Below are 19,297 nucleotides of genomic sequence, written 5' to 3' on the forward strand. Positions count from 1 at the left end.
TGCGGATGTATCTGCATCCCTGCATCCAGCATAGCGGGAATCGGTCATCGAGGGTTCGTCTGGAGGAGGATGTGGACAACTGTACCTATCAAGCCAGAGAGAAGCGCTGGGCTGCATTAATCACTGCCAGGACCACCAGGACGGCCAGCCCAAGAGATATCCAGCCCTTATAGGTTCCGTGGCGTGAGCGGTTGGCGCGCAGGTAGTCTGCCAGCTGTCCCCGGATCAGCCAGAGGACGACCAGTCCCCCAACCAGGCCCAGAATGGTCATCCCTTGGTTAATCATCGCGCCGGTGCGGGCAGGCACCGTCTGGGTCAGCCACATCATGGCGTCAGCCAGGACCAGGTTGTTGAAGATATGCAGAGCCATGGACCAGAGGATGGAGTATTCCATGGCGATGAAGCCCAGGACCAGACCCAGCAGGAAGGTGAACAGACTCTGGGTGATGTCTCCGTGCAGACAGGCAAAGATAAAGGAGGAGGTGACGATGGCGAAGGTCCGTCCATAGGGTCTGAGCCTGCCCATGACCACGCCGCGCAGCAGGAACTCCTCGACGACGGGGACCAGGATGGCCGTGTCCAGGGGAGATAGGAACCCGTGCTGGCCCGCAGCGATCTGGGAGGTGGTGGAATGGTAGACCAGCCCCAGGGCCTGGGATCCCTGGTTGACCACCCAGGTGAAGCCAGTCTCGATGCTGCTGGCCAGCATGATCAACAGAATGGCCCCGATCAGCAAGGCCGGACCGGGATTAGTCTGAGCCTTGTAGCGCACCGGGTTGGAGCCACGGCCGAGCAGGTCCTGGCCGCGAGTACCGAAGAGAAAGACCAGCATAACCAGATCACCCAGCAGATCGGCCAGACCTGGTTGACGAGCAATGCCCAGGGCTGTTGCCACCGAGGGAAGATTCAGAACTCCCGCAATCAGGTTGGCCACCACCAGGTACAACAGAGCATAAAGAGATTGCAGGTCCACACCACGACGCACCTGGGCACTCCATGAGCGTACAGGTCCTTCAGATGCGCTCGACTCTTCCTGTCTGCCCGCATCCGTCTCGATCGAATTCGTGGCAGACACATGTGATGATGCGTGCTGTGAATGCTGCATGACGCTCTCCCAACCCTTTGACCTCTGGCCTGCACCCTTCCACAATTGACTCTAGGCCAAGGCAGCGGTTCGGATCGAGATTGACGCCCATGCCGGTTCGGCATGAGGTCACGCAATTTCCAGGAAAACAGAAAGGCCGGGTTGCAAATCATGCCTACAACCCGGCCTTGACGAATATAGATGTTCGCTGATCAGTCCCGATCGGTCGGGGTCACGTCATCGTTGATGGGCGGAATGACCGTGGTCTCCTGGTCAGCGACCGCCTTCTCCGCCTGTCCATCCTTGGCCTGGGCCGGCGCATCATCGGCCTGGACGGATGCATCGGGCAGGACGCTCGGCGCCGGGGAGGGCAGGACCTGAGTCGGCATATTGGCCGAGGAACGGACAGCCACAGCTGCGCTGACATCATCCTTGGAATCGTTGACGGAATCAGCTGCCGCGTCATCAGCTGCCAGGTCATCGGCTGGCTGGCTCGTTTCGACAGAATCGACCGAAGTCTGAGTGGCTTCTTCCTGGGTCTCGGTGACGGGCTGGCCGGCACTTTCATCCTCGCCTTCGGCCTTCCGCGCCGGAGCCGGCAGCGGGTCCGCGGCAGGCACAGCATTGACCACAGGCACGCTGGGAGCCTGCCCCTCGTCCTCGTCATTGACCACAGCCTCATCGTGGAAGCCATCGAAGTTACCGAAGGACTTGGAGAAGATGTTCCGCAGCTCGTCAACCCGGGAGGTGATGGTGGCTTCCCTGTGCTGCAGCTTGGTGATGTGGTCCTTGAGCCCGTCCAGTTCAGCCTGGGCGGCCTTGCGATGGGCCTCGACCTCGGCCTGGGCGCGCTGCTTGGCCTCCTCCAGCAGCTGGCTGGCCTTGCGCTCGGACTCCTCACGCTTGAAGGAGGCGAACGAATCGGCATCCTTGCGGGTTGCCTTGGCCTGTTCTATCAGCTCCTGGGTCTCCTTCTCGGTCTTGACCCGCCGTTCCTCCAGGCTCTTGAGCAGCTCGCCCACCTTCTTGGTGGCATCCTCCTGCTGGGCTGCGATGTCGGAGCGGACCTGCTCGGCCTCGGCGTTGACCTTGGCCATGGTCTCGGCGCTGGTGACCTTGGACTCGTCCACGATCTGCTGGGCCTCGGACTTGGCCTTGTCGGTGATCTCCGAAGCCTGCCTGCGGGCGTCGTTCAGGCTCTTGGAGACCTGCTCGCGCACGTCGGCCAGCTTCTTGTTGGCCTCGGCCAGGGCCTTCTGAATCTGATCGTTGGCATCCTTCTTGAGCTTGGCGATCTCCTCGTCGCTCTTGCGCCGCTTGTCGGCGATCTCCTTGGCAGCCTTGGCCTTCTGCTCGGACAGCTCCTTGTCCTGGGTGGCCTTGCTGGTGGCCAGTCGCTTCTCATGCTCCTCGCGGGAGTTCTGCAGCTCCAGATCCAGGGCCTGACGGCGTTCCGCCACGACCTTGTCTGCTGCGGACTTGCTCTGCTCGCTCTGCTGCTTGGCGGTGGTGGTGACGGTCCTGGCTTCGTCGTTTGCTGCCTCGACGATGGACTTGGCCTTGGCGTTGGCCTCGTCCACGATGTGCTTGGCTTCAAGCTGGGCCTCGTTGACCAGGGTCGTCGCCTTCTCCTGGGCGGAGGTCTTGGTGGACGCCGCATCCTGCTTGGCGCGGTTGAGCAGCTCGGTGCTGGTCTGCTCGGCCGAAGCCAACAGCTGCTGGGCATTGGCTCCAAGGGAGGCGAAGGAGTTGCGCGGCTGTTCGACCTTGCGTGACTTGGCCTCCTGAAGCTCAGCCTCCAGCTTCAGAATGCGATCATCATCAGCCTTGATCTGCTGACGCAACCGGGCCAGATTGCTCCGCGAGGCCGCCAGGGCCTGGTCGACCCGCTCCTTGTCATAACCTCGCAGGACAACGGGAAACTGATCTTCGGCCATGGAAACACTCCTCTTCGCCACCAGGACATGCCGGCCCGCGACAAGGTTGTCTTCGGTCCGGTGGATTTACCTCGACTCTACCCCATGGCAGGCCAAAATTCGCCGTCTGACCTGCCGCCGACACATTGGCCTTACATACCGGTCTCAGGCAATAAGAATAGGGCTGGAGGAGGGCCTGCGGTAGTAGCGAATGGTCTCGTTGACCACCTCGCGCACAGCCTGTATCTGCTGGTTCAGGGGCAGGCCGCACTCCTGACCGCCGCTTTCGTTGACCAGGGGAAGGCTGACGAACCCGGCCAGGACATCCTTGTGTCCTGCGGCCCATGCCAACAGGTTGTAGAAGAGCGCGTTGCAGACATAAGTCCCCGCGTCCGAGCTCAGCGTGGCGGGAATGCCACAGGTGCCGAAATCGTGCAGGATGGCCCTCAAGGGCAGCCGTGTCCAGTAGGCGGCCGGACCCTGGGGGTCGATGGGCTGACGGCTGGCCTCGCGGTCGTTATCTTGAGGCTCCTGCTCCCCCAAGTTCTCACGGTCATCAGCGTCGTCCTCCTTGAGGTTGACGGCGCAACGCTCCATGGCGATGCCGCGAGCCCGACGCTTGAGACCTGTGGCGATGATGATATCGGGGCGCACCCGCTCTATGGCCTCATGCAGTATGGGCCAGGCCTTGGCGAAGCTGACTGGCATGGTGACGGAGGAAATAGCCAGGTCCACGCCCTCCAAAGGGTCCTCCTCGGTGGGGCCGACAGGGCGCATGCCCTCCATGCCATGCTCGGCCAGAGCCTGTGAGACCTCATAGGAGGGGTTGACGTCAACACCCTGGTAATGGTCGTATCCGGCTACGATGACCTTGATCTGCTCCATGTGCCCCATGGTACACAGGGCTTCACCCGGCCAGGGAGCGCGCTATCCATTCAGCCATGGGCACGTCCGAGGGCAGGGTGATCTTCATGTTGGTCACGCTGCCGGCCACGATGGCCACCGGCTCCTCAGGCAGGTAGTCCACCACAACCCGGGTGTCATCAGTGGGATGGAAATCGGGGTCCGCGGCAGCCAGGTCGTAGGCCTTGCGGAGCGTGCTGAAACGGAAGGCCTGCGGGGTCTGGGCCCGGAACATGTTGTCACGGTCGGGCACCTGGCGCACCACCTTGCGTCCGCCCAGGTCACCGCCCATCAGCATGGTGTCGGTCGAGGCCACGGCCACGGTTGCGGCGTTGAAGGTATCCAAGGCATCGATGCAGCCATCGATGGACTCCTGGCTGACGAAGGGGCGTACCGCGTCGTGGATGAGCAGCTTGGCATCCTGGGGGATTTCCGCATCAGCCAGGGTCTGCAGGGCCGCCTCGGTGCTGTCCATGCGCTCGACACCGCCCTGGATGACCGTGCGGACCTTGTCGTAGGTGTCATCTGCCACAATGGCCTCGACGGCCTCCCGCACCCGATCATTGACCACGACCAGGATGTCGGTGACTCGGGCATTGGACTGGAAGGCGTCGATTGACCAGGTGATGATGGGTTTGCCGCCCACCTGCACCAGCTGCTTGGGGTTGCTTTCGTCAAATCGAACGCCCAGCCCGGCCGCAAGAATCACCGCCACAACTGGCTGAATCTGCTCCTCCGATTCTGCGCTATCCTGACTGACATCGGACGGGGCTGCTGATGCTCTGCTCTCACTCATAGACTCAACGGTACCCATACGAAAACACAGATAGGTGCAGACCCGGCGCTATCTGCACCGAACATCTGCACCCGAGGCCTGCTCCTGCTGCCAGGGGCAGGATCAATCAGCACACAACGTCAGTCATCGGCCAGAATAAGGGCCAGCATGCGCCCCTCCCCCGACTTGCTGGCCAGTGAGGCCCGGCGGTGTGAGTACCAGAGCGGATTCTCCAGCGTACATAACGGTCGGCGCAGATCCTCAAGACGCTTGGACAGGGAGGGACCTTCACCGTCCTGGCTGCACAGCTCTTCCAGGTCCGGGTCCTGACGCAGATAGCTGGTGGCGGCACCGACCCTGGGGGCGGAGTCCACAATATTGGTCACTCCTGCCGCCTTCAGTTCCATCCTGGCTGCAGCGGCTATGTCGATGGCGATTCCGCCGAACCGGCACGGTCCGGATGCGCTGGGGAAACGCTTCTCGAAGTCATCGGCCAGATCAGAACCCACCTGATAGCAATCTGCACAGATCCGGGGTCCCAGGGTTGCCACAATCCTGGACGGGTCGGCACCCTTGTAGGCCATGGCCTGGACTGTGGCCGGAATGACTCCGGCCACCAGACCACGACGGCCGCAGTGGGCCGCCCCCATCACACCGGTCCGGGGGTCGGCCAGAAGCACGGGAAGGCAATCGGCGGCGAAGATGCCCAAGGCCAGGTCACGACGGGTGGTCACCTGAGCATCGGCCTCGCAGCGCCCCTGGGGCTGACCCTGGTCGGCATCCCAGACCCGGGCTGAGTGAACCTGGTCCACCAGAACTATGGGACGCTCCAACTGGCGGCCCACGGCCTGACGGTTGGCAGCCACCGCCTGCGGGTCGTCGCCCCCCTTGCCGCCTAGATTCAGCTGGGCATAATCCCCTGATGAGACCCCGCCCAGCCTTGTGGTGTAGACCACCTTGATCCCTGGCGCCAAGGTTATGGGAATGGTGACTGGGATGGGCCGACCCTGTTCGTCCAGCGAGGATAGGGGGCTGCTGTCCAGCAGGGTTCGTTCCCGATCCCAGGCTTCGCCCTGAAGGCTCTGGGCATCCTGCTCGCTTGATCGGGGCTTGAGACGACTCATGCAGTCGCCGCCCGGTTCAGACGGTCCATCTCCTCCTCGCTCAGCTCCATATCGGCCGCCTGCAGGGAGTCCAGAATGGTGGCCGCCCTGTGAGCCCCGGGAACCACAAAGACGTTGCTGTTCTGGGACAGTTCCCAGGCCAGGACCACGCGCTGGTGGGAGACGCAGCGCTCCTGGGCCACCTGCCGGAAGGGGTCATAACGGGTTTCATCCTTGGGTGCTCGGAAACCTCCCAGAGGGCTCCAGCAGACGAATGCCAGCCCCAGCTCGGCCGCATGGTCCAACTCCTGGCGGGAGCTGGTGAAGGTGGGCGAGAACTGGTTCTGCACGGCTACGAGGTCGTCGCCCAGAATCTGGCGAGCCAGGTCCATCCGCTCGATGTCTACGTTGGAGACGCCCAGGGTCCGGGCCACACCCTGTTTGACCAGCTCGGCCATGGCCTCCAGGGACTCCTGGTAGGGCACCTGCGGGTCAGGACGGTGCATATAGAGCAGATCGATGGTGTCCACACCCAGGGCCTGGGCAGACTCCTTGGCGTGCCGGATCAGGCTCTCCGGCCGACCGTCCACAGCCCAGGTGGGCCGCCCGTCGGTGAAGTTGCGGTAGTGTCCCACCTTGGTGGCCACCAGCACATCCTGACGGGGTCCCTGCCAGGAGTCCAAAGCCTGGCGGACCAGTCGCTCGTTGGTCTGTTCGGGACCGCCCGATTCGTAGTATGACCAGGCGGTATCCAGATGCCGGCAGCCGGCATCCAGGGCCTGGTGGATGACGTCGATGGCCGTTGCCTGGTCCGGCTTGCCCTCGATGGACAATCCCATGCAGCCCAGTCCGACCGCTGTCGTAGTAAAGGGCCCCAAGGCCCGCATCGACGATATCATACATGTACTCCCGTCTTGTAGATTGATGCCAGCTTCAATGCCGCCGGCTTCCTATCGAGCTTAGCTTGTGGCCCAGTATCAACGACCGCCGAAGGAGCCACCACCGGAGCCACCACCGGAGCCGCCGAAGGAACCACCACCGGAGCCAAACCCACCAATACCACTGCCGGAACTGTTGCCGCTGGCCTGGCCGATCAGGCCGCCGATCTGGTCGAGTCCTTGGGTCAACTGAGTACCCAGATCAACCACCCCGCCTTGGCCAAGCATTGAATTTGCAGCCAATGTTTCAGGGCCACTCACGGAGGAAGCCACCGGAAGATTCTGGCTGTAAGGCAGGAAGGTACAGTAGAGTAGGCTCCCGCGCGCATTATTATTCAGCCAGTCGAAGTCGGTCAGTTCAGGGCTGGCCTGTGCCAGCTGAGTGACGACCCGGTCGCTTATGCCGAAGGCCGCAGCGTAGACCAGGTAGCGGTCCCAGAGCACCAGATCCTCCACGCCCCGATGACTGAAATCGCTGAAGTCCAGCAGATAGCGCCGAAGCCCTGACACCTGACCAGCCATGAGCTGTCCATTCCTGCTGAGCACTTGCGAACTACCATAACGAATGGAGAATGCTGCAACAGCCACCAGAAGCACGGCCAAGGGCGCACGTACCAGCACGGTGCCCGGCAGGAATCCGGCCAGCAGGATGAAAGCGGCCAAGAGCACGGCCAGGAAGGGCAAGACCTCTATACCATGACGATAGGCACGCAGGTCAGCATTGTTGGTCTCATACTTGACGGCCTTGTCGAAAGTCTCCAGATAGACCTTGCCATGATTAGCTTCGGTGCTGGAGAAGAGAGCAATCATCTCGTACAGGTCGAAACGTTCATCCTTGGAGCCCATCAGAGTGGAAGCACCTTCCAGCATGGTCAGGCAGGCTTCCTCGCTTAAGGACAGGGCCAGGGAGGCTCGATCCTGACTGCAGACCGGATTAATGACCACCTCCATGGACTGCCGTTTGCCTTTGTGGAGCAGCGAGCGCATCGCCTTAGTCAGGGAACCTCCGCCGGAATTCGCCCGGTCCTCATACTTGGCCGGAACCAGAGCGATGGCCCGCTTGGAGGCCAAAGAGAGAATGGTTGCTGACAATTGCCTGCCAATAGGGGATTCTCGGCTCAGCATCAGATCGTTGATAACGGCGGCCACAGCCGGTGACAGATCAGGAGGCTGACGGTAATAGATGATATCGCCTCGGTACTGGGAGTCCCCATAGGTGCGGAAGGTCTGCCAGAGCATCACTACTATCAGCGCGATAGCAGCTAAGACGGTCAGTACACCAGCCAAAAGTCCGATCCGCGCCCATCTGGTCTGCTCGGCGTGCCAGTGCTCATACTGCTGGCGCTCCTGCTTGATGATGCGGTCACGCGCCGGTTGAGAGTCGGTCCTGACCACCGAGGAAACCCTCTTCGCATCGAAGAGAGCCACCAAATCCAGATGCTGACCTGGCCCGATCTGGTCAGCTGAAAAGTGGATACTGCTGTCATCGCCCACCTGGTAGGAACCCTTGCCAGCGAAATGGAGCCAGGCCTTGGCATCCTTGTCCTTCTCTGTTCCTATCTGCTTGGGCAGCTTGACATCGGCGCTTATATGCTCAATGGGAATCTGGTTGGTGTCGCCCACGGGCTCCCATTGGAATTCAGCCACATCGGGATGGGCAGTAGTGACACCGTGGAAGGTCATGTCGATGCGGAAGCGCCGACCTGAATCCTCGGCAATCTGCGGAATGTTCCAACCCAGCTCCACCTGACACCGGTCCCCCTGGGCGCCGCAGGCGGATCCTTGGTCCGAGTCGCCCGGCTTGTAGGATTCCAATCCTGAGTCCGAGACTGTGCCCATATACCAGGTGCCAGCCATGGTCTTATCCCAGTCGGGAACCTGATCGAGGTTATCAGGATCCGTCGGCGGATCGGCCTGCCTATATGTAGAGCCATTGGTCAGGTCGCGCACGCTTATGTCACTGATGCCCGTCAGCCGGTCAGGCTTGATCTGATAACGCTGGTAGAGCTCCCTCCAGGGTCGTTTATCGCCGTTGTCGTCCTCACGGGAGTTCATGGTTACGGTCAGGTCCTGACTGATGCGCAAATCGCCGTTATCCAGGACCTGGACATCATAATCCACTGAATCGTATACCAGGTCGGGCCGATTCCTATTGAAGACCAGCAGGGCAGCAACCAAGCACGTCGCCAAGCCTGCCACAAGAGCCAGGACCAGGGCTCGGAAGAAACGGGAGGTGCTCCAGGAGGGATGGCCTGAGACCGGTTTCCCAGAGGAGGCCACTGGGGCGTTCACTGTCCGAAGTCCACTACGGGCGCCTGGCGGCTACCCTCGTCGGCCTGGAAGTACTGGGCCTGACGGAAGTGGAAAAGTGAGGCGATGATGTTGGAGGGGACCGTCTCGATGCGGGTGTTGAACTTCTGGACCACGTCATTGTAGAACTGCCTGGCGTAGGCGATCTTGTCCTCCAGGTCCTTGAGCTGACGCTGCAGATCCAGGAAGTTCTGGTTGGCCTTGAGCTCAGGGTAGGCCTCCGCCCGGGCCATCAGGGTGACCAGGGATTGACCCAGCCGCTGCTCGGCATCGGCACGGGCCTGCATCCGGTCCCCGCCAGCCGTCTGGGCCTGAGCCACGTCGGCGCGGGCTTTGGTCACCTCCTCCAGAACGGTGGACTCGTGTGAGGCGTAGCCCTTGACCGTCTGAACCAGGTTGGGCACCAGATCGGCACGCTGCTTGAGCTGGACGTCGATCTGGGCCCAGCCATTGGCCACGCGGTTGCGCAGATTGACCAAGCCGTTGTAGGCCCCGATTCCCCAGATGACCAGCAACACGACCAGCAGGACAATGACGATAAGCACAATCAGTGATACGGACATGTTCCCAATTCTCTCACGGAAGGGTCTGCATACAAAACAGGACCCCGCCCATTGGAACGGGGTCCTGTCGGAAAATACCGAATCAATCAACATCCGGCATCAGTGGGAATCAGTCCTCACTGTCGAAGGGATCGAAGTCCCTGCGCACGCGGCGACGGGGACGCTCGGAACGCTCCTCCCGGTCGGCCCGGTACTCGTCGTAGTGCTCGTCGGCGGCATAGCGCGGGTTCTCCCTGCGACCACGGTAACCGCCACGCCCGGAAGAGCGACGCTCATGACGACCGCCACGATCACCGCGGTCATCACGCTCGGAACGGCTGCTACGGCCACGACGCTCGCCACGGCCACGGCCGCCACGATCCTCGTCCTCGTCGCGGGAGGCCCGACGACGATCGCGACGGGAGCCACGGTCCTCGTCCTCGAACCAGTCTCCGCCATCCTCATAGTCGCGATCGCGGCTCTGACGACGGTGCCGGGGACGATCCTCCTGGTCCTCGTCGTCATAGTAGCGGTCATCACGCTCTGAGCGGGAGCGGCGTGGGGCCTCATACCGATCCTCACGCTCTGAGGAACGGCTGCGGCGATCACGACGATCACGGTCACCACGGCCGCTGCGCTCACGGCGATCACCGCCACGGTCACGACGGTCTGTGCGACCGCCGCGATCACGGCCTCCTGCGGACTCCTGGTCCTCGAAGCCAGGGATGGCCAGGGAAATCTTGCCACGGTCGTCCACACCCTGGACGATAACCTCGACGGTGTCGCCCTCCTTGAGGACGTCCTCCACGGAGTCGATACGCTCGCCGTTGGCCAGGTTGCGGATCTGCGAGATGTGCAGAAGTCCATCGGTGCCAGGGGTCAGGTTGACGAAAGCGCCGAAGCTGGTGATCTTGACCACCTTGCCGTTGAAGGTCTCCCCCGCCTCAGGCACGTGCGGGTTGGCGATCTGGTCGATGACCTCCTTGGCCTTGGCTGCAGCCTCGCCACCCTCGGAGGCTATGTAGACCGTGCCGTCATCCTCAATGGAGACGTCAGCGCCGGTGTCCTCCTGGATCTGGTTGATCATCTTGCCCTTGGGTCCGATGACCTCACCGATCTTGTCAACCGGAACCTGGGTGGTGATGATGCGCGGCGCATAGGGGCTCATCTCGGCAGGCCCGTCGATGCACTCGTTGATGACGTCCAGGATGGTGGCCCGGGCTTCCTTGGCCTGCTGCAGGGCGGCGGCCAGGATGTCGGCGGGGATGCCGTCCAGCTTGGTGTCCAGCTGCAGGGAGGTGATGAACTCGGAGGTGCCGGCCACCTTGAAGTCCATGTCGCCGAAAGCATCCTCGGCGCCCAGAATATCGGTCAGGGTCTTGTAGGTGGGCCGACCGTCGACCTCACCTGTGACCAGGCCCATGGCAATGCCCGCCACAGGTGCCTTCAGGGGCACGCCGGCAGCCAGCAGAGACAGGGTGGAGGCGCAGACGGAGCCCATGGAGGTGGACCCGTTGGATCCGATGGCCTCGGAGACCTGACGGATGGCGTAGGGGAACTCCTCGCGGCTGGGCAGAACCGGGATCAGAGCGCGCTCGGCCAGGTTGCCGTGGCCCACCTCGCGGCGCTTAGGCGAACCCACGCGGCCGGTCTCGCCGGTCGAATAGGGCGGCATCTCGTAGTTGTGCATGTAGCGCTTGGTGGTGGGGCCGGACAGGGCGTCGATGGTCTGCTCCATCTTCAGCATGTTCAGGGTAGTGACACCCAGCACCTGGGTCTCACCGCGCTGGAAGAGGGCGGAACCGTGTACGCGGGGCACCACGTCCACCTCAGCGGACAGGGTGCGGATGTCGCGCAGGCCACGGCCGTCGATGCGGTAGTCCTGGGTCAGGATGCGGCGACGGACGATCTGGCGCTGGAGCTCCTTAAAGGCATTGCCCAGCTCCTTGTCCTTCTCGGCATCATCCATGTCGGTGAACTCGTCGGCCAGAGCCTCGCGGACCTTCTCCTTGATCTCGTGGATACGCTCCTGGCGGGGCAGCTTCTCCGCGATGGACAGGGCCTGGTCCAGGTCGGCGTGGGCCACCTGGTCGATGCGGGCATAGAGCTCGTCGGTGTACTCGGGGAAGAGCTGGAAGTCCTTGGTGGGCTTGGCAGCCTTGGCCTTGAGCTCGCTCTGGGCCTCGCACAGAACCTTGATGAAGGGCTTGGCAGCCTCGAGACCCTGGGCAACCACCTCTTCGTCGGGCTTGATCTGGCCCTCGTCATAGATCAGGCTCCAGGCGTTCTTGCCGGCGCCTGCCTCGATCATGGCGATGGCGACATCCCCGCCCTCGACCACACGGCCGGCCACGACCAGCTCGAAGACGGCGCGCTCGCGCTCGCTCCAGCGGGGGAAGGCCACCCACTGACCATCGATCAGGGCCAGACGCAGACCCGAGACCGGCCCCTCGAAGGGCAGTCCGGAAATCAGGGTGGAAGCGGAGGCCGCGTTCAGGGCCAGCACGTCGTAGGCATCCTCGGGGTTAACAGCCAGGATGGTCTCCACAACCTGGACCTCGTTGCGCAGGGTGTGCGGGAAGAGGGGGCGCAGGGGGCGGTCAATCAACCGGCAGGCCAGGATGGCCTCGTTGGAGGGCCGACCCTCGCGGCGGAAGAAGGAGCCGGGGATCTTGCCCGCAGCGTACATCTTCTCTTCCACATCGACGGTCAGCGGGAAGAAATCGTAGTTCTCCTTGGGGCTGGACCCGGCGGTGGTGGTGGACAGCACCATGGAATCGTCATCAAGATAGGCGGCTACTGCCCCATCCGCCTGCTGGGCGAGACGACCCGTCTCGAAGCGCACCGTGCGCTTGCCATATGATCCGTTATCGATCGTGGCTTCTACAGCCGTGATTTCGGGACCCTCCATAGGGTTCCTCCTTTTGTTTACTGCTTGTTTACTACCTGATGTCAGGATGCTCGGCATCAATTGACTGCCGGAGATCCTTCTACTTCGGTCTGGTCCTGCCGAACCCCATGTCCGGCTATCTTCATTCCTTGCGGACCAACCTTGCATTTCAACTCGGCACCATCTTCTACAACCCCATCCCGGGGTTAACGGTGCCTGGTTCAGTCATGCAAAAGCGCCCGAGCGCTAGGCCCGGGCGAAAGCATGCATATTAGTGGCGCAGTCCAAGACGCTCCACCAGGGAACGGTAGCGGTTGATGTCCACCTTCTTGAGGTAATCCAGCAACCGGCGACGATGGCCGACCATGAGCAGCAGACCGCGACGCGAATGATGGTCGTGCTGATGCTGCTTGAGGTGCTCGGTCAGGTCGGAGATGCGCTTGCTCAGCAGAGCCACCTGGACCTCGGGGGAACCGGTGTCACCCTCGTGGGTCGCGTATTCCTTGACGATTGCCTGCTTCTGCTCACTCGTAAGAGCCACGGCTCCTCCTCTTGCATTCTTCCGTTACGCGGTGCACCAGCCCTATGCTGAAGCGCTCTCGATCCGCGGGCGAAACACGCCAAAAGTCTATTATACACATTTTGCGGACCAAACAAACAGCGACGGAATCAACAAAATGAAGGAAAGCATAACGAAAATTGGATTAGTGCCAATGAGGAATGGGCCATTTCACTCCGATGTAACGAAGATGCCGCACTGTGTTGCACGAACCGACCGTGATTTACCGTGTAGCCCTACCATAGGTTTTAGAGAAGTTGAAGGAATGTAACTTCATTCATCCACCAAAGAGGGCACCTAATGAAACAATCCGAGCAGAACTCCATCAAATCAGAAAATATCATTCTTCCTTTGGGATCCGTAGTGAAAACCAGAAGAGACCCTGGTACCCTGCTGGTTACATGCATGGTACAACGGGTTACTTTGACTATGGTGCCGTACAATTCCCGTATGGCATGACTGATCCGGCCAAGATCGTTTTCTTCAACCGCCAAGACGTGACGGAAATAGTGTTCATGGGATATATCAACGCCGAGGAACGATCCTATGAACGAAGGTTTGATGAAGTCACCAAATCAACCTCCTACCCCCACCTTCATCTCTGATTCAGTTACCGGTCACATAGGACATACTCGATAAAAGGGATAGAGGGGAGAAGACCAAAAACGGCCTTGACGGATGCGTTAATGAAGCAACCGCCTAGGCTATGCAACTCAACACATTGAACCGCTCTTTCATGGTCGGCGATTTTCTTTCTGGCGGTTTTGAATCATTGAACGGCATTGCTGATTCCTTCGGCACATACTGACAACAGGCAGCTACCCAAGATGCTATGGCTCATGGCCTGATCACTGCCTGTGGTGGTGTTATCGGTGCTGCAGCATGAGCTGCCGCTGGAGCAGTTGTGGGATTCAATCGCCCCTGGGCCAAGTACGATTGTAGGAGGTGGAATTGGTTTAGCCGTAGGATACCTCGGTACAGTAGCCGGCAACGCTTTTTACGACGATTCCGTCAATCGCGGGAATGGAGATGACAGTGGGGCCACATGAAGGACAATCTATGGTAGCTTTCCCACTGTCTTCTGCATCGCCATGTGCGCGGCTCGGATTGAAACCGGGGATGACATTAGTGGGGGCGTACTGATGTTGTACCTATTGATAGATGTCGTATTAGGCTCTCCGGCGATGCTGGTCTGGTTGTTTGTGTTGATGTCGTTCAATGCGTGGAGGTCGAGGCGGCTGATGGACCGCGTCCTGGCGCCCTACCTCCTGGCGCGGGGCCTGTGCCTGCAGACCTTCCAGGGGCATGTGTGGCGGCGGCGCGGCAGGATCGGCCGGCCCCGGCCTGGGCAGGTCCTACCCCTGGGCTCGCTGGTCGTCCTGGCCGACGGGCCTGCCAGCGTATCCGGGGCCTACAGAGGTACCGGATGGTTCGACGGTCTGGGAGAGGACGGGCTAGTGGTCCGTCTGGTCGGCCAGTATGTGCAGCCACCCGAACAGACCACCGGGTCATCCGGTCCATGGTACGCGGGCAGGATCTGCTCCGTTGGCGGCCTTGCCTGCGGACCCGGCGTAGTTCCCGGGGGCGACGCCCCCCTGCCCGAGGTCGGCGTCGGCCACACCCCCGACCCCGACCTGGTCATCTTCACCCAGGACCAGGTCAGCCTCCTGGCCTGGAAGGGACCCGACAACCCCGTCACCAGGCTCCTGCGCGCCCGCCAGGTCCGCGCCCTCGCCCGCGATCACCGGCGGGAGGACCAGGTTCGCCGCCGGACACAGCCGACGCCGAACTGGCACGCCAGCCGCCCCGCATGGTGGCGCTACGAAGCCATCGGCTTCCTGCCCGACCGGTTCACCCGCGTCTACTGGGACCGCGTCCGCAACCAGCCCGTTAAGGCCCCCATGCGCTACCGGACCCCGGAAGCCAGGGAATACAACAGAAGACACTACTCTGTCCCCTTATCCATCATCGCGCTGATCGTCATCATCTTCATATCCGCCTTAAAAATAGCCCGCGCATGGCACCGCTTCGAACCGTACCATCCACTCCAGGGCGGCGATGTCCTCCTGGGCATGCCCCGACGGACCACAGCGATCGTCAGCTGCGTCCTAGGCCTCGCCATCGGCGTCGGCGCATGGGTTTGGGCCACCCACCGGCAATTCCCCCAACACCAAATGACCCCGGCCAGCAGCCGCGAACTCCAAATCGCCCTCGACAATTACTGGATCGGCATGCGATACATCACAGGAACTACCATCCCCTACACCATGCATGTCCTCGGCTACAGCGTTTACATCCTGGTGCCGCTCATGCTCCTCACTGATTTCTTCACCCTTCCCGAATGGGTCCATACCCTCATGGGCTGGCCCGTGGTCGCTCTGTTTGTGACCTGCGGGAGCCTAATCATCATAGATACCTCCTACGCCGAGCGGATAGCCAAACGCCTGGATCGGGAATTAGCGGAGTAAAGCCCATATGCATCAACCCCATCCCCGTGATCAATTGCGCTCTGGCCTTACGCTCGCGCCTCTTGACAGCGTGCAGACAGGAATCAACCCAAAACAACAACTGACAGTTACCGACACCCATCGTGCAGCATATTCTGGTAAATTCAGCGATCCTATGATTCATGCCGCGGTGATGAGGCCTCCGAAGAGGACGATGGCGATGGCCGCCAGCTCGATGATGAAGAATAAGGAGAGGGCCGACCAGCTGTGGGTCAGCGTGTTCCAGGGGGAATCCTTGCGCACGCAGACCAGGATGGCAACGAAAACGACCGCAAAGACCGCCACGCCCAGACCGGCCGCGATGATGCCCAAGTTGGCCGCGTTGGCCAGGATGGCCTGATGCTGGTAGACGACAAAGGTGCTGTACCAGAAGTTCATCTTGAGCAGGCAGAGTCCGGCGATCAGCTGTTCTGCAGCCAGGCCCAGCACGAAGACCACCCGCCAGAACCATGAGGACGACTCGATGATGGACATGCCGATGCCCATAAAGGTCAGCACGGTCACTGTCCAGGCAATCAGGGCTATGCCTCGCGGGTCCAGGACCGAGGCATAGTGGAGAACGCCCTGGGTGTGGTTGATGGCCAGCGAGCGGCCATATCCATAAGGAATGACGATGGCCAGGAGGACCGCCAGCGCGAAGACAACCCAGCGAACCGGACGGGCACGGCGCTGCTCGATCTCAGCCAACGAGTACTCCGAATCCGGAATGGTCGCCTCAGGATGAGCCGAGACCTTGTTCACCGCAGTCGCCTCATCCGGGTGCGATGGTACGGCTGTGGAACCAGTTGAATCGCTTTTGCCGGGTTCCGCGCCATCCGCATCGTCGAATTGCTCCATCGGCGACCACACCTCCAAGTCCGCTGCTCGTGGACACATCGCCTACAAGCTTATACCGGGAGGCGCATCCGCACCCAGGAACACCCGGGCCGCATCTTCTGCCCAACCAATCATGCGCATCTGAAAACCATGACAATCCGTATTCAAACACCCCGCTAGTCATCTGCTAAGCGGTAATGGACGCCTTGAAGGCAGAAGCAACCTTCAATCAGGGCGCACCAATGCGATTGCTGGGGCTGAAGGAGAATCAAACACTCATGTTCGAACCATGAAGCGGTGATGGATGCTCCCCGGCGCTCCTATAGCGCTCCATTTACCGATTGCAACAACCTATAGGAGCCCCGGAATGAGTCAGTCGAACTGCCTGATGCCGAGGACATCGTAGAAACTCACCTTGCTATTGCCGCCGAAGCCAGCACCATAGTTCGTCCCATAGTATGTACGATCAGGCTGGATCATTTTCCTGTCCTCATCATCCAGCGAATCCCAGACCCGGCGTTCGGTCTCATCCATATCATCAGTGATGGGATACCATGACGCGTAACTGTTGATCCGGTCATCAGGAATATGGTCATGAGTGGTGCAGGCCTTATCCTTGGATGCCATTTTTCTCATGAAATCCTCATCCATAGCCATTCATCTCCTCTCATATTTGTGTTCCTGAAAGGCATCATCCGATGGCCCGTAGAACCATTCCTGCAGATGCAGGGGAGCACGGCACTTTCGGGGGCTAGTAACAAGCAAATGGTATAAAAACGACTGACACAATACCGAAGCAACAACTCGTAATCCTGCTTAGTAGGAGTACAATTTATCACGGAGTTTTGGTGAAAGAACTGATTTGATACGTGTTACCGATAGAAAACAGTGCTGTCTGGATAATTCAAAGTAACGCAATCAGTTTTCCAATTCAGGCTTCTATGAAAGGGGCTACGCATTTACCGCAGGTAGAGAACCATCGTAGTGGTATTCCCAACCCACGCTCCCGTGAAGGGAGCGACGCCGCACCCTCCATATCAGCTCCATCCGAACACATTTCAATCCACGCTCCCGTGAAGGGAGCGACCCGGGGCCTGCCTGCGGTCGTTGGCCTGGTCGATATTTCAATCCACGCTCCCGTGAAGGGAGCGACAGACGGGCCGGATTGCACTGTCGTACAGCCAATGATTTCAATCCACGCTCCCGTGAAGGAAGCGACGTCTGTCAACTGAGATAAGGACGCAGATGCAGTGGGCATTTCAATCCACGCTCCCGTGAAGGGAGCGACACATCACGCCCGTTGGCAGCAACGGCTTGGATATATTTCAATCCACGCTCCCGTGAAGGGAGCGACTGCTATGCGATAGTCGCCTACCGGCTGGCATCAGAATTTCAATCCACGCTCCCGTGAAGGGAGCGACGATCGCGTGAACGTCCTCGAAGCCGGTCCAGGTATTTCAATCCACGCTCCCGTGAAGGGAGCGACGGCCAGGCAAGTAGGGTGCCCGCAGGGAGATATATTTCAATCCACGCTCCCGTGAAGGGAGCGACCACAGTGGGCAAACTGGCAGACCATGTATCAAAGATTTCAATCCACGCTCCCGTGAAGGGAGCGACTAGTCGATGCGCCGCTCCTGCGGGCTCCCCTTGTCATTTCAATCCACGCTCCCGTGAAGGGAGCGACCTACATAGAGCACCTCCTTTCAGGTGTGTATCTCATTTCAATCCACGCTCCCGTGAAGGGAGCGACCTGACCGGGACGTGTGACATGCCCAAGGTCACACCAATTTCAATCCACGCTCCCGTGAAGGGAGCGACCGGGTACACCAGGCCGAAACCCTTATCCCCGTAGAATTTCAATCCACGCTCCCGTGAAGGGAGCGACCGCGACGAGGTCGTCACAGTCCGTCTTCCTCATTGATTTCAATCCACGCTCCCGTGAAGGGAGCGACCGGCCTCGATGCAAGTGGCCGGCAGCCGCTCGGGATTTCAATCCACGCTCCCGTGAAGGGAGCGACGGCAGCTCCAGGCCCAGACTGCCGTCGAAGCAGATATTTCAATCCACGCTCCCGTGAAGGGAGCGACTTCTGCCTTCGACTTCCTGCGCGTCTTTGGGGCTATTTCAATCCACGCTCCCGTAAAGGGAGCGACGGGCATGACCACCTCGCCCAGGCTGTCGACGTTGCCATTTCAATCCACGCTCCCGTGAAGGGAGCGACCAGCGAAGCCCTGCTGGAAAAACTCCTGGTCAGATTTCAATCCACGCTCCCGTGAAGGGAGCGACCGTCATAACCCTGGTGCAGCCAGCCGCGCGTGGTATTTCAATCCACGCTCCCGTGAAGGGAGCGACTTGCGGGTCTGCTCCTGGTAATCGGCATCTTTGATATTTCAATCCACGCTCCCGTGAAGGGAGCGACTCATTCATGACACCAAGCGCCGACACTAACCCGATTTCAATCCACGCTCCCGTGAAGGGAGCGACCTGACCTGCCCTGAGGGCAGCTGGGCGCTGACGATATTTCAATCCACGCTCCCGTGAAGGGAGCGACACCTGGATGATAGGCCGGATCAGCAGTACTATGCGATTTCAATCCACGCTCCCGTGAAGGGAGCGACCGGAAATCAACGTCTCCAGGAACAAAAAGGGGCGATTTCAATCCACGCTCCCGTGAAGGGAGCGACCCTCGCAGGATGTTGCAGATTCGGTGCGCGTGCCTATTTCAATCCACGCTCCCGTGAAGGGAGCGACGTTATCTACCAGACGACACCAGACCAAAACCCGCCAATTTCAATCCACGCTCCCGTGAAGGGAGCGACCCCCCTTGGCCTTCCATTGGGCGAGCGTATCGGTATTTCAATCCACGCTCCCGTGAAGGGAGCGACCAAGAGGAGAAGCGCGATTTTACGGACGAGGAATTTCAATCCACGCTCCCGTGAAGGGAGCGACAGCGCAA

General features: G+C 60.5%; 14 protein-coding genes and 1 CRISPR repeat array. Of the genes, 2 read left to right on the top strand and 12 right to left on the bottom strand.

The window, feature by feature from the left end:
* Positions 1 to 88 precede the first annotated feature (88 nt).
* From P272_RS08855 to rpsO, 10 genes are all read right to left on the bottom strand, one after another.
* The gene (locus P272_RS08855; RefSeq protein WP_081709025.1) at positions 89 to 1,105 is read right to left on the bottom strand and encodes a CPBP family intramembrane glutamic endopeptidase; all 1,017 of its coding nucleotides are present in this window, start codon (positions 1,103 to 1,105) and stop codon (positions 89 to 91) included.
* Positions 1,106 to 1,296: 191 nt separating this feature from the next.
* On the bottom strand, positions 1,297 to 3,021 hold the full coding sequence (locus P272_RS0103200) for a cell division protein (protein ID WP_029678108.1): 1,725 nt from the start codon (positions 3,019 to 3,021) through the stop codon (positions 1,297 to 1,299).
* Positions 3,022 to 3,165: 144 nt separating this feature from the next.
* Entirely contained in the window at positions 3,166 to 3,885 is a 720-nt protein-coding gene (locus P272_RS0103205) for a pyroglutamyl-peptidase I (RefSeq protein WP_029678109.1), read from the bottom strand.
* Between the two features lie 22 nt (positions 3,886 to 3,907).
* A complete protein-coding gene (locus tag P272_RS0103210) occupies positions 3,908 to 4,699 on the bottom strand; it encodes an IspD/TarI family cytidylyltransferase (protein ID WP_044097727.1) in 792 nt (263 codons plus the stop codon).
* 119 nt (positions 4,700 to 4,818) lie between these two features.
* Complete coding sequence (locus P272_RS0103215) at positions 4,819 to 5,802, bottom strand: polyphenol oxidase family protein (protein WP_081709026.1); 984 nt, start codon at positions 5,800 to 5,802, stop codon at positions 4,819 to 4,821.
* A complete protein-coding gene (locus P272_RS0103220) occupies positions 5,799 to 6,680 on the bottom strand; it encodes an aldo/keto reductase (protein ID WP_029678112.1) in 882 nt (293 codons plus the stop codon). The genes P272_RS0103215 and P272_RS0103220 overlap by 4 nt, the downstream gene beginning before the upstream one ends.
* Positions 6,681 to 6,758: 78 nt before the next feature.
* Positions 6,759 to 9,011 (bottom strand): DUF2207 domain-containing protein, encoded by a 2,253-nt coding sequence (locus tag P272_RS09480; RefSeq protein WP_029678113.1) that lies wholly within the window; start codon positions 9,009 to 9,011, stop codon positions 6,759 to 6,761.
* Complete coding sequence (locus tag P272_RS0103230; RefSeq protein WP_029678114.1) at positions 9,008 to 9,592, bottom strand: LemA family protein; 585 nt, start codon at positions 9,590 to 9,592, stop codon at positions 9,008 to 9,010. The genes P272_RS09480 and P272_RS0103230 overlap by 4 nt, the downstream gene beginning before the upstream one ends.
* A 109-nt stretch (positions 9,593 to 9,701) precedes the next feature.
* Complete coding sequence (locus P272_RS0103235) at positions 9,702 to 12,482, bottom strand: polyribonucleotide nucleotidyltransferase (protein WP_029678115.1); 2,781 nt, start codon at positions 12,480 to 12,482, stop codon at positions 9,702 to 9,704.
* 250 nt (positions 12,483 to 12,732) lie between these two features.
* Entirely contained in the window at positions 12,733 to 13,002 is a 270-nt protein-coding gene (gene rpsO / locus P272_RS0103240; RefSeq protein WP_024626835.1) for a 30S ribosomal protein S15, read from the bottom strand.
* A 419-nt stretch (positions 13,003 to 13,421) separates the two neighbouring features.
* On the opposite strand from rpsO, the gene P272_RS09075 reads away from it, so the two are divergent.
* Positions 13,422 to 13,625 carry a DUF4176 domain-containing protein gene (locus tag P272_RS09075; protein WP_044097728.1) on the top strand — a complete coding sequence of 68 codons (204 nt, stop codon included), beginning with the start codon at positions 13,422 to 13,424 and terminating at the stop codon, positions 13,623 to 13,625.
* A 636-nt stretch (positions 13,626 to 14,261) separates the two neighbouring features.
* Positions 14,262 to 15,488, top strand: coding sequence for a hypothetical protein (locus P272_RS0103250; protein WP_029678117.1), 1,227 nt, complete (start codon positions 14,262 to 14,264; stop codon positions 15,486 to 15,488).
* A 159-nt stretch (positions 15,489 to 15,647) separates the two neighbouring features.
* Here the strand turns inward: P272_RS0103250 and P272_RS0103255 are convergent, their stop codons facing one another.
* Both P272_RS0103255 and P272_RS0103260 read right to left on the bottom strand, forming a co-directional pair.
* Positions 15,648 to 16,364, bottom strand: a complete 717-nt coding sequence (locus P272_RS0103255) for a hypothetical protein (RefSeq protein WP_029678119.1) — start codon at positions 16,362 to 16,364, stop codon at positions 15,648 to 15,650.
* A 351-nt stretch (positions 16,365 to 16,715) separates the two neighbouring features.
* The gene (locus P272_RS0103260; RefSeq protein WP_253269658.1) at positions 16,716 to 17,000 is read right to left on the bottom strand and encodes a hypothetical protein; all 285 of its coding nucleotides are present in this window, start codon (positions 16,998 to 17,000) and stop codon (positions 16,716 to 16,718) included.
* Positions 17,001 to 17,333: 333 nt separating this feature from the next.
* Positions 17,334 to 19,290: a CRISPR direct-repeat array (repeat unit 32 nt; unit sequence ATTTCAATCCACGCTCCCGTGAAGGGAGCGAC).
* Positions 19,291 to 19,297 lie beyond the last annotated feature (7 nt).

It is taken from the genome of Bifidobacterium sp. 7101, assembly GCF_000499285.1.
GTDB classification, from domain to species: domain Bacteria; phylum Actinomycetota; class Actinomycetes; order Actinomycetales; family Bifidobacteriaceae; genus Bombiscardovia; species Bombiscardovia apis_A.

Coding starts and splice junctions, on each gene's coding strand:
- P272_RS08855 (WP_081709025.1), bottom strand. CDS start 1,105: ATGCAGCATTCACAGCACGCATCATCACATGTGTCTGCCACGAATTCG.
- P272_RS0103200 (WP_029678108.1), bottom strand. CDS start 3,021: ATGGCCGAAGATCAGTTTCCCGTTGTCCTGCGAGGTTATGACAAGGAG.
- P272_RS0103205 (WP_029678109.1), bottom strand. CDS start 3,885: ATGGAGCAGATCAAGGTCATCGTAGCCGGATACGACCATTACCAGGGT.
- P272_RS0103210 (WP_044097727.1), bottom strand. CDS start 4,699: ATGAGTGAGAGCAGAGCATCAGCAGCCCCGTCCGATGTCAGTCAGGAT.
- P272_RS0103215 (WP_081709026.1), bottom strand. CDS start 5,802: ATGAGTCGTCTCAAGCCCCGATCAAGCGAGCAGGATGCCCAGAGCCTT.
- P272_RS0103220 (WP_029678112.1), bottom strand. CDS start 6,680: ATGATATCGTCGATGCGGGCCTTGGGGCCCTTTACTACGACAGCGGTC.
- P272_RS0103230 (WP_029678114.1), bottom strand. CDS start 9,592: ATGTCCGTATCACTGATTGTGCTTATCGTCATTGTCCTGCTGGTCGTG.
- P272_RS0103235 (WP_029678115.1), bottom strand. CDS start 12,482: ATGGAGGGTCCCGAAATCACGGCTGTAGAAGCCACGATCGATAACGGA.
- P272_RS09075 (WP_044097728.1), top strand. CDS start 13,422: ATGCATGGTACAACGGGTTACTTTGACTATGGTGCCGTACAATTCCCG.
- P272_RS0103250 (WP_029678117.1), top strand. CDS start 14,262: ATGGACCGCGTCCTGGCGCCCTACCTCCTGGCGCGGGGCCTGTGCCTG.
- P272_RS0103255 (WP_029678119.1), bottom strand. CDS start 16,364: ATGGAGCAATTCGACGATGCGGATGGCGCGGAACCCGGCAAAAGCGAT.
- P272_RS0103260 (WP_253269658.1), bottom strand. CDS start 17,000: ATGGCTATGGATGAGGATTTCATGAGAAAAATGGCATCCAAGGATAAG.